Source organism: Neobacillus sp. DFD-2R, assembly GCF_057747865.1.
The window spans coordinates 4,493,784-4,507,493 of sequence record NZ_CM173228.1 but is presented as its reverse complement, the minus strand read 5'-3'; the positions used below and the strand labels follow the sequence as shown (position 1 = coordinate 4,507,493).

Sequence of the window (13,710 nt, the reverse complement as noted above, 5' to 3'; positions counted from 1 at the left end):
GCACCTTTTTGAAAAAGAACCTCTTTTATCAGGGACAAGAATAGGTATTTTGGGTTATTTCATAAATTAAAAAAACTACCTTGTTTAGTTCAAGATAGTTTTTTTGCTAGAGGTAAATCTTAAAAAAATGATTTTATACCAATTAAGAAAAGACCTATAATAAAGCCGCAAACTGCTCCATTAACACGAATCCATTGCAGGTCTTTTCCAACGTTTGTCTCAATCATGTTAATTAATGTTTTATCATCTAATTTCTCGAGATTTTCTTCAACCAGTTTCCCAATTTTCGAATGATTCTTTTCAACAAAATTAGAGATTTGCTGTTTAAGCCATGTTTCAATAACATCCACTTTTTCTTCATCTGTTTTTATGTTATCTAAACCTTTTTCTAAGAGTGGCAGGATAAAGCTATCGAAAAACATTGGTTCTTCCACATAAACATTGGCTTTATGTTTTAATTGGTTAAGAAAATCGATAATTTTCTCTTCAGGTTTCCATTCAGTAAGGAGCTGGATTTTCAAACCATTTAGTTCTTTTAAAAGGTTTTCATCGTTTTTAATATTTTGCAGCTTGTTATTTACATACATTAGTAATGTGTGCCGATTCTGGTTATTAGGGTCCTGAAAACTAACTACCCCTTTTTGAATCAGATTTTGAATAATATTGCCTAATTTCTCTTCGTTTACAAGATTGCTAAACGATTTTAATGCGAATTGCATAAAACCGTCTGCTTTAATATTTTCAATTGCATCCACTGCCATACTGCCGAGCCTGTACTTTGTGCTATCCCTTTGAGACCATTCTTCAATTTCATTAAGAATATAATCTAATGCTTTTTCATCGTACCTTCTTTTAGTTATTTGGTCGGTAATCAAAACTAGATACTTCTTTATGTTCAGCTCGCTAAGCTTAATTTTTAATTCTTGCTCGACTATTGGTGCTAGTTTTTCACTATCTATTGAACGAATAAGGTGTTGAATAACTTTAATAATAGTAACTCGTAAGGTTTGTGAGTTTAATTCTTGATCTATAATAGAAAGTAGCTTTTCAGTAAAACGAAAACCGGCTATTTTTTTTCGAATACTTTCTTTTGTTAGCCATTCATTTTCTACCATAGAGATTATAGTTGCGGTTATTCTTTGGCGATTTTTTGGTAATAAAGCAGTATGTGGAATCGGAAGTCCTAATGGATGCCGGAATAATGCCGTAACGGCAAACCAATCTGCCAGTCCTCCAACTAATCCTGCTTCGAACCCCCCTTGTAGGATCGTCACCCAAAGTGAGTGTTGTAATGGAATGGTTGCGATAAAACCAATTCCCATCACAGCAAGAGAAATTGTCGCCAAATGCTGCGATTTTTTCGTGCCTTTTAACATCTTTGAATCCCTCATCTTCTAATTTAAATATTATCACTATTGCTATTATCTCAATTTTATTGGAAAAAAAGCAATTATGTTTAAATAAGCTTTCAAAGTTATCTAGCATTTCCTAGAAATTTTAAGTAAATTGGTCTTAAGATATTAAAATAGGGAGTAGGTGAAAAAATGAGAATTCTTGTTGTCGAGGATAATGAAAGTGTTTGCTCAATGCTTGAAATGTTTTTTATGAAGGAAAAGTATAATGGTGAATTTGTACATAATGGTCTGGAGGGCTATGAGCGATTTCGGGGAGGAGTTTGGGACTTGCTCATTATTGATTGGATGCTGCCTGGTATGGACGGGGTGTGTTTATGTAAAAAAATAAGAGAGACAAGCAATGTTCCAATTATTCTACTAACTGCAAAAGATAGCGAGTCTGATCAAGTATTAGGCCTGGAAATGGGAGCAGATGATTATGTTACAAAGCCCTTCAGTCCGCTTACATTAATGGCAAGAATAAAAGCAGTTTCGAGGAGGTTTCTACAGGATGTAAAAAGAAATGAAGGACATTACCTAGAAACCACTCATTTTAAAATTAGCAAGGAAACAAGAGAAGTATTTTTAAATAGTGAAAAAATTGACAGCCTAACACCAAAGGAATTCGATTTATTATTCTTTTTTATCCAAAACCAACGACAGGTTTTTTCTCGTGAACAATTGTTGGATAAGGTGTGGGGCCAGTTTTATGGCGATGAACGGACAGTTGATGTTCATATAAAAAGGTTGAGGAAGAAGATCGGCACAATCGAGCAGCCCTTTATTCATACTGTTTGGGGAGTCGGATATAAATTTGATGAGTCCGCACAAAAGGTTGAGATTTAGTTATGAAAATGAAAAGGTATCCACTTTATGACTGGATACCTTATTTTAGTAGACTTAAATAGTCAGTTAATTGTTGGATTGCTCTCTTCTTTATAAGTTATTTCCAGTTCATCAATAAGATCGTCTGCTGACAGGTATGTTTCCGTTTCTTCGAAAAACCAAACATCGTTGCCTTCAATAAAGAAGGTTATCCCATTTACTTCCTTTGTATATCCTGCATTTGTTGGTGTTTCTGCAGAAAAAGCCAGGCTATATCCCTTATTTTTTTGTCCGAAACCGGCATATTGTGGAAACATCCGAATATTAAATGCTTTGTCGAAATCAAATTCTTTTTTGAACCAATTGGAAGCCTTTTCGTCGATAGATATAATCATACTTATACACCAACCTTTTTCTTATGGATATTGAGTCTAAAAAAGAAATGGAGAAGCTACTGAAAGGGAAAAGGGTTCTCCATTTCTTTATAGTAAAAGGGTAAAACTTTTTGCGGAATTTGCCTGTGATAATACTCACATCATTACTTTTAATAAAGCATGATGTAAAAAAATGTTCATATTCTATTTGCAAAAACTTCCAATAATCCATTGTGCTGTTTTTGTAACATATGGAAAGTGAAAATGATGATAAAATAAAGGAAACCGATAAAAGGAGTTTTTGACAATGGAGCAAAAGCTTGAAAAGTTAAATATACATGTAAATGATATAAAAAGTTTAATTAATACATTTAATACTACATTAGAAAATATTGAACAAAGACTCTCAAGATTAGAAAAGGTTGATAGTATTGAGCACCGGGTTGCTGTTAACCAAATCGATCTATCCGATATCAAGGATTCCCTTCAGCGTATTGAAGATGTACAAAGTACACTATTAAAAGGCTTGGAGGGTAACCAAGAGAACGATAAAGAAATTCAACATATTAACCGCCGCCTTGATTCCCACCTTGTTAAATTGGCAAAAGCGGAAGAGGAAATCATCATTTTAAAAACAAAATAGTATTACCAATAAAAAAACAGACCAATTCTACCTTAGGATTGATCTGTTTTTTTCTTTATAGAATCTATATGGTTATTATTTTGAGAAAAATGCCTTTAAACCTTCATAAATCAGTGCAAAAGAGAATACTAAGACTGCAAGTGCTCCGACGATATGGAAAAATGGAAATAAGCCTGATAAAAAAGAAATTGCTGGTAAATTAACTAAGGCAAAGCCAGCTAAAATACAAGCTAAAAATAAAAATGCTAAACTCTTCATTTTTCAATCCCTCCTTTTGAGTAGGATATGCATAAGTGGGACTAGTTGATTGGTCAAATGTACAAAATAAAAAAAACAGAACACAAAATGATTGTGAACTGTTTTTCATTAAAAATTATTGAGATAATACTTCCGATTTGGATAAAGCAATTTTTTGAATGTTTGCTTCCCCATCACTGGCCTTTTTCATGACTTCGATATATTTTATATGATGCTCTTCCATATCAAGGATTTTAAATGTATATGAATCGTGAAGAACGACATCGCCTTCTTTTGCTTCGTAATTTTCAGTTAAGATCCAGCCGCCAATCGTATCAACATCTTCATCATCAATTGTAACACCCAATAAGTCATTGACCTCTGAAACTAAAACCTTTGAGTCAATAATATAGTGGTTATCCTTAATTTTACGGATCATTGGAATTTCATCCATATCGAATTCATCGCGGATCTCGCCAACAATTTCTTCTAAGATATCTTCAACCGTAACAAGACCGGAAGTCCCGCCATATTCATCCATTAAGATTGCCATATGCATACGGTCTTTTTGCATTTTTACTAATAAATCATGGATAGGAATCGTTTCTATTACTCTTATAATTGGACGAGTATAGTTTTCTAATGTTTGAGACGATAGTTTTTCATTCCCAATTAAATCAGTCACCATTTCCTTTATATTAACGAGCCCAATAATATGGTCTTTGTCACCATCAATAATTGGATACCTTGTGAATTTTTCTTCTCGCAATACCTGTAAAAAGGTTTCTAATGTATCATCTTTTGACAATGAAACAATTTCCGTTCTTGGGACCATAATCTCTTTTGCAATACGATTATCAAATTCAAAAATTTTATTTACATACTTAAACTCAGATTGGTTAATTTCACCACTTTTATAGCTTTCAGAAAGGATAATTCGAAGTTCTTCCTCCGTATGGGCAATCTCGTTTTCTGAAACAGGCTTTAGCCCAAAAATGCTGGCTGTAATACGTGCTGAACCATTCAATATCCATATAATAGGATACATCATCTTATAAAAAATGATCAGCGGACGTGACATAACCAGGGTAATCATTTCAGCTTTCTGGATGGCAAGTGTTTTAGGTGCAAGCTCTCCGACCACAACATGTAAAAAGGTAATGGCTGCAAATGCAGTACCAATCGCTAATATATGTGTGACGCTTTCAGGGACGTTTATAGCAAGTAAAAGAGGACGAAGCATTCCCTCAATTGTCGATTCCCCCAGCCAACCTAAACCAAGAGCCGTAATTGTAATACCTAACTGACAGGCAGATAGATATTCGTCCAGATTCGAAATTACTTTTTTTGCAGAAATAGCACTTGAATTTCCTTCTTCAATTAATTGATCGATTCTTGAACTTCGAATCTTTACGATTGCAAATTCTGAAGCGACAAAAAAAGCTGTTAAAGCAATTAAAATGGCTATAATAACCAAGTTAAATATGTCCAAATAAGTTCCCTTATCTCGTTTTTACACGAGTAAGGAGTCACCTCCCAGTATAATACAGAAATTAACTCGTTAAATTTAAAAGTGATTTCACTAAAGCATTCCCCTGTATATTAAAAGTATTTGAAAGCTCTTCCTTTTGCTGCTGGTCTAACTTTTCCAACAAGGGTTGAAGGACACATAATTCATTTTGCAGCTGTTTCATTTGCTGCGTGACTGCCTTAACGTGTTTTTCCACTTCTGAATCCCGGAGTTTTTTAGTTTTTCTCATCTCTAGCTTTCTTCTAATCTCGTCTAATGGATAGTGCAGACTTTTACATTCTTCGATAAACTTTAAATCGCTAATCGATTCATCCGAATAAATGCGGTAATTGGATTTAGAACGTTCTGCCCGGAGTAACCCAATAGACGTATAATAGTCAATTGTTCGTTTAGAAACCATGGCTATTTCTGCTATTTCACCAATTCGATAGACAGCCCCATCGTATCACCTCGGGTAATTTAAAATTAACAATAATTATAATGAATTTAAACCGTACAGTCAAACGTTTCGGTTAGTAAACTAGTTGATATCAACATTTTATGGAAAAATGATACTTTATATGAATGTTATAATCGAAATATTCTAAAAAATAAATAAAAAAATAACGCCAACCTATTCGGGAGACGTTGATAATTTTTTTACTTCCATAAAAACAATATGATGGCCTTCATTTTCAGTTATTTGGAACTGAAATCCATCCTTTACAATTGCATCTCCTTTATGGACATCAAATTTTTGTGTTAAAAACCAACCGCCGATGGTGTCCACATCTTCCTCTTCAAGCGTGATGCCTAAAAGATCATTTACTTCGCTAATGAGTACTTTTCCATCTAATATAAAATGGCCTTCGCCCTTTTTCTGTATAAGAGGAAGTTCATCAATGTCAAATTCATCACGGATTTCGCCAACAATTTCTTCGAGAATATCTTCAACCGTAACGATACCTGCTGTACCGCCATACTCATCGGATAATACGGCCATGTGGGATTGGCTCTTTTGCAGTTTAACCAATAGTTCCTGGATCGGAATAGTTTCAATCACATGGATCACAGGTTTTAAATAAGGCATTAATGGCTGACTTCCACCACATTTTTCTTGAATACAATCTGTAAGAATCTCTTTAATATTAACAATCCCATAAATATTGTCTTTGTCGCCATCAATAACCGGGTAACGTGTATATTTTTCCTCCTTTACGACTTCGATAATCTCGTCTAATGTTGAATCTTTTGAAAGAGTGACAAGCTCAGTCCTGGGTACCATGATTTCCTTGGCAATGCGATTATCAAATTCAAAAATTTTATTTACATAGCGATATTCTGATTGATTTATTTCCCCACTCTCATAGCTTTGGGAAAGAATCATCCGAAGTTCTTCCTCGGAAAGAACAATATCATGTTCTGAAGCAGGTTTTATGCCAAACAGACCTGTTACATAGCGTGCTGACCGATTTAAAGCCCAAATAAATGGATACATCACCCTATAAAACAAAATAAGAGCAGGAGCAAATAGCAACATGATTTCCTCAGCTTTTTGAATCGCAAAGGTTTTTGGTGATAATTCCCCAATAACAACATTGAAAAAAGTAATAATTAAAAAGGCTGCGATAAAGGAGAGGATCTGTTTTAGCGACGAAGGTAATTGAATCCCATCAAAAATAGGCTCTAATAGCTTTCTAATCGTGGGTTCACCCAGCCAGCCTAATATTAAAGATGTTATCGTGATCCCTACCTGTGTTGCCGATAAATACCCATCTAAGTTAGATAAAACCTTTTTTGCTGCTTCTGCTTTTTCATTGCCTTCTGACAGTAATTGATTAATCCGCGTTGTTCTGACCTTTATCATTGCAAATTCTGATGATACAAAAAATGCTGTAAAAGCAATTAGAATAGCAATTAAAGCTATATTCATCCCAATCATTTAACACCTTACAGGGTAAGGCTCCACCTCACTTAAAAAATCTCTTTGCTTTCATTATATCCTCTAGTTACACTTTCTACTTTACCGTTTACCAATAACATTACCTAATATTATTTCAAAAAAAGTATTTGTGAGCAAATAGTGAAAAGAAAATTTAAAAAAAGCTGCCTTTTAGGCAGCTAAGAGCTTCAAATAATAGACAAATGTTCAGTGGGCTGCGGCTCCGTTCCAGTCACGCACGAGCATGCTGTAGACAATAAGATCATGAAAACGACCATGTAGCTGTTCGCCCTCCCTTATTTTCCCTTCTCTAACAAAGCCTAGTCTCTCAGGAATGGCCCGGCTTTTTTTATTTTTTTCACCGCAGCGGATTTCGACTCGATTTAAGCCTAATTGAAAAAATGCATAGTTTAACAAAGCCTGAACAGACCGTGTCATAATTCCACGACCTTCTGCATTTTTTGCAAGATAGTAGCCTATGCTGGTTGTACTATTATGCCAATCCATTTGGTGTAAGCCGATGGAACCAACGAGTTCCCCATTATAAAGGATTCCAACGTTAAATCCATTATTTTCCGCAAATTGTGTTAACCACAAAGGAATAATAGACTCAAAATGAAATGGTGAGGTCATATTATCGATCCATGGCAGCCATTCACGCAAATGGTCACGGTTTGACTCAATAAGCTGAAAAAGCTTAACTGAATGTTGAAGCTGAAACAATTGTAACTCAATTTCCTTATCAACCTTTAATGTAAACATTGGACAATTCTCCTGATAAAATGTAATTTTTAGTACATCATATGCTCCATTGTTTAGGAAGGTTTAAAGGGAGAAATTATAAAAATAAGGCTAACTCGTATGAGCCAGCCTCTTATGCACATATAAATTTAAATAGCATCAATCACCGAACTGGAGGGAAGCGGCAATGTGATTGAGAACGTTGTTTTTTCCGGAGTGGAGTGGCAGGATAATTCACCTTTATGCTTTTCAATAATTTCTTTACAGACAAACAGGCCAAGCCCCGTACCAAGTTTTTTCGTCGTAAAGAAAGGCTCAAAAATAGTTTTTCGTAATTCTGCCGGTATCATAGGTCCATTGTTGGAAATAGTAATTTTGATTTGCTGATCATATTCAAGCCAACTAATAATTTCAACCGTTGGATTGGGGTTTCGATCATGGTTTAGAACGTCAATCGCATTAAAGATAATATTAATAAAGACCTGCCTAATTTCATCGGCATATCCATTTAGTGTTATATCTTCAATCAATTCTTTTATAATTTTTACTTTACCGTCCAGAATGCTTGGATAAAGGAAATTTAAAACCTCATCAATAAGCTTGTTTAGCTTAAAATTATCCTTCTCTTTCCCAATTAACTCTTTTTTTGATAAAAGCAAGAATTGAGAAATTCGGAAATTAAGCTGGTCCAGCTCACTGGAAATGATATCTAAATATCTCATATTTGGATAATCAGCTTTTAGTAATTGGATAAACCCTTGAATAGAGGTAAGCGGGTTTCTAAACTCATGAATAAAACTAGAAGTCATTTGTCCAAGAAGAGTCAGCCTGTCCTGATGGGTAGAGTCAATGACCATTGTTTTTTCTTCGATAATTTTATTTTTTGCTTCTGTAAAATGTGAAACAGCATAGAAAAGAAATTTATCAAAACAAAAATTTATTTTGTTTATTGATTCTTGTAACTCTTTCCACTCAAGACCTGTTTTACCTAAATAGCTATATAAAACTGTCCTGCCAAGATTGACATTATATACAAAATCCCCCATGTTAATGTCGGCGATTACTCTTTCTTCTGATATTTCAACTGCCAGCCTTTGTATTATGTCTAAAAGCTCTTGTTCCGTAATCATATGCATATTAAGGAGGACGTTAAAAAGAGCTTCTCCATTATCACGTATTTTTTCTTTATAAGGGTCTCCGTTTGCAATAATAATTAATTGTTCCCATTCCACTATTAAGCTTTCTTTATTCTTTTCAAAGAAAGCAATTAAATCTGTTTGATTTTCCGTAAACATGCCGTTTTCCCCCTATGTTATTAGAAAACTCCTATCCAAGATAATTCGCTGAAATCCGGAAAAAATCCTTTATTATTTTTCTAAAAAATTACTTTTCTATTATTTGGCAAAAGATATACAACGATTTATATTCTCTAATTACCATTTTATCGGTTAATACAAAACAGGTCCAAACTTTTTCGTTTATTTACACAATATAGGAGAAAAATGAAGTATTTTCGAACTTTTGTCACAAATATTATGTGCGGAATGCGTGTATTTAATGTTAAAATACTTTTATGAAGAAAGATAATCATTCTCAATTAACATAAATAAAGGGTGATATACATGTTTGGTTTGTTAAAAGCAGGGGATAAGGGGAAAATTAAAGACATTTCTCATGTTGGTCACCTTGTCCAAAGACGTCTGCTTGACTTAGGAATTACCGAAGGTTCGGAAGTTTGTGTAAAATGTGTAATGCCATTTGGCGGCCCCATTATGATTGAGTCTTGCGGTCAGTGTGTCGGAATACGCCGTAAAGAAGCAGATCAAATCGAGGTGGAGAAAATATAATGGAAATCGCTCTTATTGGAAACCCTAATACCGGGAAAACTTCATTGTTTAATAATCTTACAGGATCCTATGAGTATGTAGGTAACTGGAGCGGCGTCACCGTTGAAAAGAAGGTAGGGGCTTTTAAGAATAATATTGGCAGATTAATTGATTTGCCTGGTGTTTATACACTAAACCCTTTATCAAAGGACGAAGGGGTCGTTACTTCCTTCTTTTTAAACGATTCAGTTGATCGATTATTAAATATATTGGATGCATCACAATTGGAACGTAATTTACATCTAACACTCCAATTGCTTGAATATGATAAACCTGCACTTATTGGCTTGAATATGATTGATGTAGCAAAAAATCGTGGGATCCATATCGACGTACACAAGCTGTCCGATATACTTGGAGTTCCTGTTGTTCCTGTTGTTGCCAGAAACGGCAAGGGATGCGATAAACTGGTAGAGGCTATATCAACGGAATCGATCCAATCAAAACAAAAAGAACTTGTTTATTATGGGAAAGAAATCGAGGAGGCAATTACTGCACTAACCGGAGAGATTAACGGGGCAACTGAACATTCTCCAAGATGGCTTGCCCTTCAGTGGTTTGAAGGAAATGAATACGTAGAAAAATATTTATCCAAAATTGTAGATCCTCAAAAGTTGGAAGCAATTTTTTCAAATTTACAAGCAAAGCTGACCCTTAAGTATGAAGTAAAGTTACTATCAAATTTCATCTATTTAAAAAGAAAAGAAGTTATTGAAAAAATTCTTTCAGAAGCCATCACAAAAAAAGATGCAAATGTTCCTTTATCAGAAAAAATTGATGGGATCGTGACCAATCGTTATTTAGGGATGCCAATTTTCTTGCTGCTAATGTACTGCATGTTTATGTTGACATTTGATTGGCTCGGAACTCCATTATCTGATGCCTTAGATTCATTGATATCCGGGCCGATCACAGGAATAATCGAAAAAATTCTAAGTTTAGTCCATGCTTCCGTTTTCATTCAAGACTTAATTCTTCAAGGATTAGTGGCCGGAGTTGGCGGGGTTCTCGTGTTTGTGCCGCAGATTTTTATTTTATTCTTTTTTATTTCCTTACTAGAAGATTCCGGATACATGGCCCGTGTTGCACTGGTAATGGATCGGATTATGGAATCGGTGGGATTAAACGGTAAAGCATTTATTCCAATGATGATCGGGTTTGGCTGTAATGTGCCCGGTATCATGGCTGCGAGAACAATTGAAACACCGCGTGAAAGGCTATTAACCATCCTGTTAACACCGTTAATGTCTTGTTCAGCACGCTTGCCTGTATATGCGTTATTTGTAGGAGGATTTTTTGCAGGTCATAAAGCATTTATTGTACTTAGCCTTTATGTTCTTGGTATTGTTGTGGCATTGATACTGGCAAAGATTTTTTCTACTACCTTATTAAAATCTGAAACATCATTATTTGTTATCGAGCTTCCGCCTTATCGGCTCCCTCAGTTTCAGTCGCTATGGAGAAGTACCTGGGATAAAGGGAAGGGATTTGTACGAAAAGCCGGCACGTTTATTTTTGCAGGTTCTGTCTTTATCTGGCTTTTATCTTATGCAGGTCCACATGGGCTAAAGGTGGACATGGACCATAGTTATTTAGCAGCAATCGGAAATATTCTAGCGCCAATTTTTAAACCAATTGGATTTGGTACATGGCAAGCTTCTGCTTCGTTAATCACTGGATTCTTAGCGAAAGAAGCAATTATTTCCACGATGAATATTATCTATTTTGCTCCAAATGATGCCAGCTTGCAAGGGCTATTGTCAAATTATTATACTCCGCTTGCTGCATTCAGCTTTATGGTTTTTATTCTATTGTATATACCGTGTTTGGCAACAGTAGCAACGATTTTTAAAGAAACAGGCTCTAAGAAATGGACAGCATTTTCTATTGTTTATGCACTTACAATTGCATATATCCTGAGTTTAGTAATTTATCAAGGCGGTAAGCTGTTCGGTCTTATTTAATATAAAGGCTATGTTAAAGCTTATTGTTGATTTTGCTCACTATATTGATTGGAGCGGAAATCAACAGGCAAGTTTTACAGAGCCAATAAAAAAAAGAGGTGGAACACATGATTGCCAGTATTATGATCGGCGTTGCTATTTTTGGTTACGCCGCTTGGGCCTTAGTGAAATTTATAAATAAGTCGAAAAAAGGTAAATGTGCCGCATGTGATCTGAAAAAATCATGTTCTAGCGGTTGCAGTATCCCTCCACAGGTCAAATAGATTTAATAAAAACTGCTATCTGATAAAGATAGTAGTTTTTTGAGCTAATAGGAAAGTATAAACTTTCATAAGTTTATACTTTCCTATTTCGCATAAGTTCAACTACGCCTCTGTCTTCGCCCTTAGGGGCTCGCCAATCGGCGAGTTTTCTTTATAAATTTTTCTTGATAGAGGTAAATTGCTTTTAAAAATGGGGAAACTTGTGTAAAATTACACTAGACCAGATTGAAGGAAGGGCTATAAGTGACCAGGGATGAAATTATCGTAAAGATTTCTGAAAAGCTTCGTCTGATACGGACTGAAGCGGGTTATACTCAAGATAAAATGGCTGAAATCATTGGTGTCTCAAAGAAAACGCTTGTGCAAATTGAGAAAGGAAGAGTTCTAGCCAACTGGTCTACTGCAGTATCAATATGTGCTCTTTTTAGGGAAACAGAAACCGTCCAATTTTTATTTGGTAGCGAACCGCTTGAAGTTTTGGAAACCGTAGCCCGGGAAGGAATTGATTTCCGTAAAAGCAAAACTCTTGGAGGACGGCTATGGTGGCGGGCCATTTCAAATAAAAATGGTTTTATTCTGCAGCAAAATATCCTAAGCAAACATTTTCGGATATTAGATGAAAAGCATTACCGAATCTTTAGTAGTTTTGATGAAAAGCTTTCGAAGTTGCGTTTTAAAGAATTGACAAAAAATAATAAATAATGAAAAGAGGAAAAAGGCGGCATTCCGTCTTTTTTTATTTTGAAAAAGGGACAGATGCACAGCATTATTTCTTGACTGAAAGGCATGGAGCAATCCTTGTCTTTTTCATATGTATAAATATTTTATTATCCATGTATGATTGAAAGAATAACGAAGACAAACAATGAACGAAACGAAATCCGTTTTGGGACGTCTAACTATTTAAAGAGATATTTAGGAAACGAGGTGCATTTCTATGATGATCGTAACGACTGATTATTTGCCGGGAAAGGATATTAAGGAACTATTAGGCTTGGTGAAAGGAAGTACGGTACAATCGAAACATATAGGTAAGGATTTAATGGCGGGGTTAAAGACCATCGTAGGCGGTGAAATAAAAGAATATACCGATATGTTAAATGAAGCCCGACAGAAGGCAATAGACAGAATGAAAGATGAAGCAGTTGAATTAGGAGCGAATGCGATAATAGCAATGAGATTAGAAACGTGCTCGGTCATGCAAGGTGCTTCAGAGATTATCGCCTATGGTACTGCAGTTAGGGTGGAATAATTCTGAAAATAGGTAAAGGGACAAACCAAAATGGTTTGTCCCTTTAATATGTTAACCCTACTCGTGTGCCGATAAATTCATCGGAAAAAAGCTGTTGATAGGCGAAGTCCCCTGTATCAAAAATGGAGATCGAGGTGGGATTTTCCGGAAGGACGTCCTTGCAGTATCGGTAGATTCCTATTCTTTCGCCCACTGGCAGGTACGTTGGACACACAATGGTCCAATCAAGTCCGGAATTTTTTAATATTAAATATGCGAATAAATGTTCTTCGGCATCTCGAGTGCTTTTTCGTCTGGATTCAGATGATTGAAAGCGATATAAATGCGGTTCGGATCGTGCTTGCAGGATTCCGGCAGTCCCAATTGTAATGATTCTTTTAATACCTTGCATTTTCATATGTCTTATTATCAATGGCATTGATTCAGAGAGGGTTGTTGTTCCATCGGTATTTAATGCACTTATCACTATATCCGTGCCAGTCATGGTCGCTGCCAGATTAGATTCATTTAAGATATTACCGTTGATAATTGTTACTCCCGGCTCCGATCGGTTAAGCTTACTTGAATCCCTTACCAGGGCTTTGACTGAATGGTGATTAGCCAATATATTTTCTAGAATAACTGAACCCACTCTTCCAGTTGCACCAAAAAGGCAAATGTTCACAAAAAATCCACTTCC

Annotated in this window: 16 protein-coding genes; 7 read left to right on the top strand and 9 right to left on the bottom strand. The window is 35.4% G+C overall.

Annotated features, from left to right (window positions below):
• Positions 1 to 119: 119 nt before the first annotated feature.
• Positions 120 to 1,376: a DUF445 domain-containing protein gene (locus AC3ANV_RS22580; RefSeq protein WP_488310894.1), complete on the bottom strand. Its 1,257-nt coding sequence runs from the start codon at positions 1,374 to 1,376 to the stop codon at positions 120 to 122.
• Positions 1,377 to 1,544: 168 nt separating this feature from the next.
• Here AC3ANV_RS22580 and AC3ANV_RS22575 point away from each other — a divergent pair, with 168 nt between their 5' ends.
• Positions 1,545 to 2,240, top strand: coding sequence for a response regulator transcription factor (locus AC3ANV_RS22575; protein WP_488310893.1), 696 nt, complete (start codon positions 1,545 to 1,547; stop codon positions 2,238 to 2,240).
• A 62-nt stretch (positions 2,241 to 2,302) separates the two neighbouring features.
• Here AC3ANV_RS22575 and AC3ANV_RS22570 read toward each other — a convergent pair whose 3' ends face one another.
• On the bottom strand, positions 2,303 to 2,614 hold the full coding sequence (locus AC3ANV_RS22570) for a HesB/YadR/YfhF family protein (RefSeq protein WP_488310892.1): 312 nt from the start codon (positions 2,612 to 2,614) through the stop codon (positions 2,303 to 2,305).
• Positions 2,615 to 2,900: 286 nt separating this feature from the next.
• Between AC3ANV_RS22570 and AC3ANV_RS22565 the strand changes: the two genes are divergently transcribed.
• Positions 2,901 to 3,236 carry a hypothetical protein gene (locus AC3ANV_RS22565; RefSeq protein ID WP_488310891.1) on the top strand — a complete coding sequence of 112 codons (336 nt, stop codon included), beginning with the start codon at positions 2,901 to 2,903 and terminating at the stop codon, positions 3,234 to 3,236.
• Between the two features lie 75 nt (positions 3,237 to 3,311).
• On the opposite strand, the gene AC3ANV_RS22560 is transcribed toward AC3ANV_RS22565, so the two are convergent.
• From AC3ANV_RS22560 to AC3ANV_RS22535, 6 genes are all read right to left on the bottom strand, one after another.
• Entirely contained in the window at positions 3,312 to 3,494 is a 183-nt protein-coding gene (locus AC3ANV_RS22560; RefSeq protein WP_488310890.1) for a hypothetical protein, read from the bottom strand.
• Between the two features lie 115 nt (positions 3,495 to 3,609).
• A complete protein-coding gene (locus AC3ANV_RS22555) occupies positions 3,610 to 4,965 on the bottom strand; it encodes a hemolysin family protein (RefSeq protein WP_488310889.1) in 1,356 nt (451 codons plus the stop codon).
• Positions 4,966 to 5,026: 61 nt separating this feature from the next.
• Positions 5,027 to 5,404: a MerR family transcriptional regulator gene (locus AC3ANV_RS22550; protein ID WP_488310888.1), complete on the bottom strand. Its 378-nt coding sequence runs from the start codon at positions 5,402 to 5,404 to the stop codon at positions 5,027 to 5,029.
• A 213-nt stretch (positions 5,405 to 5,617) separates the two neighbouring features.
• Entirely contained in the window at positions 5,618 to 6,925 is a 1,308-nt protein-coding gene (locus AC3ANV_RS22545; protein ID WP_488310887.1) for a hemolysin family protein, read from the bottom strand.
• A gap of 207 nt (positions 6,926 to 7,132) precedes the next feature.
• Positions 7,133 to 7,687, bottom strand: a complete 555-nt coding sequence (locus AC3ANV_RS22540) for a GNAT family N-acetyltransferase (RefSeq protein ID WP_488310886.1) — start codon at positions 7,685 to 7,687, stop codon at positions 7,133 to 7,135.
• A 128-nt stretch (positions 7,688 to 7,815) separates the two neighbouring features.
• On the bottom strand, positions 7,816 to 8,961 hold the full coding sequence (locus AC3ANV_RS22535; protein ID WP_488310885.1) for a histidine kinase N-terminal domain-containing protein: 1,146 nt from the start codon (positions 8,959 to 8,961) through the stop codon (positions 7,816 to 7,818).
• A gap of 327 nt (positions 8,962 to 9,288) precedes the next feature.
• On the opposite strand from AC3ANV_RS22535, the gene AC3ANV_RS22530 reads away from it, so the two are divergent.
• The 5 genes from AC3ANV_RS22530 (at position 9,289) to AC3ANV_RS22510 (ending at position 13,031) form a co-directional block, all read left to right on the top strand.
• Positions 9,289 to 9,513 (top strand): FeoA family protein, encoded by a 225-nt coding sequence (locus AC3ANV_RS22530; RefSeq protein ID WP_488310884.1) that lies wholly within the window; start codon positions 9,289 to 9,291, stop codon positions 9,511 to 9,513.
• Positions 9,513 to 11,516 carry a ferrous iron transport protein B gene (feoB, locus tag AC3ANV_RS22525; protein ID WP_488310883.1) on the top strand — a complete coding sequence of 668 codons (2,004 nt, stop codon included), beginning with the start codon at positions 9,513 to 9,515 and terminating at the stop codon, positions 11,514 to 11,516. Before AC3ANV_RS22530 ends, feoB begins: the two co-directional genes overlap by 1 nt.
• A 107-nt stretch (positions 11,517 to 11,623) precedes the next feature.
• Positions 11,624 to 11,779, top strand: coding sequence for a FeoB-associated Cys-rich membrane protein (locus AC3ANV_RS22520; protein ID WP_488310882.1), 156 nt, complete (start codon positions 11,624 to 11,626; stop codon positions 11,777 to 11,779).
• A gap of 243 nt (positions 11,780 to 12,022) precedes the next feature.
• The gene (locus AC3ANV_RS22515; protein ID WP_488310881.1) at positions 12,023 to 12,481 is read left to right on the top strand and encodes a helix-turn-helix transcriptional regulator; all 459 of its coding nucleotides are present in this window, start codon (positions 12,023 to 12,025) and stop codon (positions 12,479 to 12,481) included.
• Positions 12,482 to 12,716: 235 nt separating this feature from the next.
• Complete coding sequence (locus AC3ANV_RS22510; RefSeq protein ID WP_488310880.1) at positions 12,717 to 13,031, top strand: YbjQ family protein; 315 nt, start codon at positions 12,717 to 12,719, stop codon at positions 13,029 to 13,031.
• Between the two features lie 43 nt (positions 13,032 to 13,074).
• Here AC3ANV_RS22510 and AC3ANV_RS22505 read toward each other — a convergent pair whose 3' ends face one another.
• A complete protein-coding gene (locus AC3ANV_RS22505; protein WP_488310879.1) occupies positions 13,075 to 13,695 on the bottom strand; it encodes an NAD(P)-dependent oxidoreductase in 621 nt (206 codons plus the stop codon).
• Between the last annotated feature and the right edge of the window lie 15 nt (positions 13,696 to 13,710).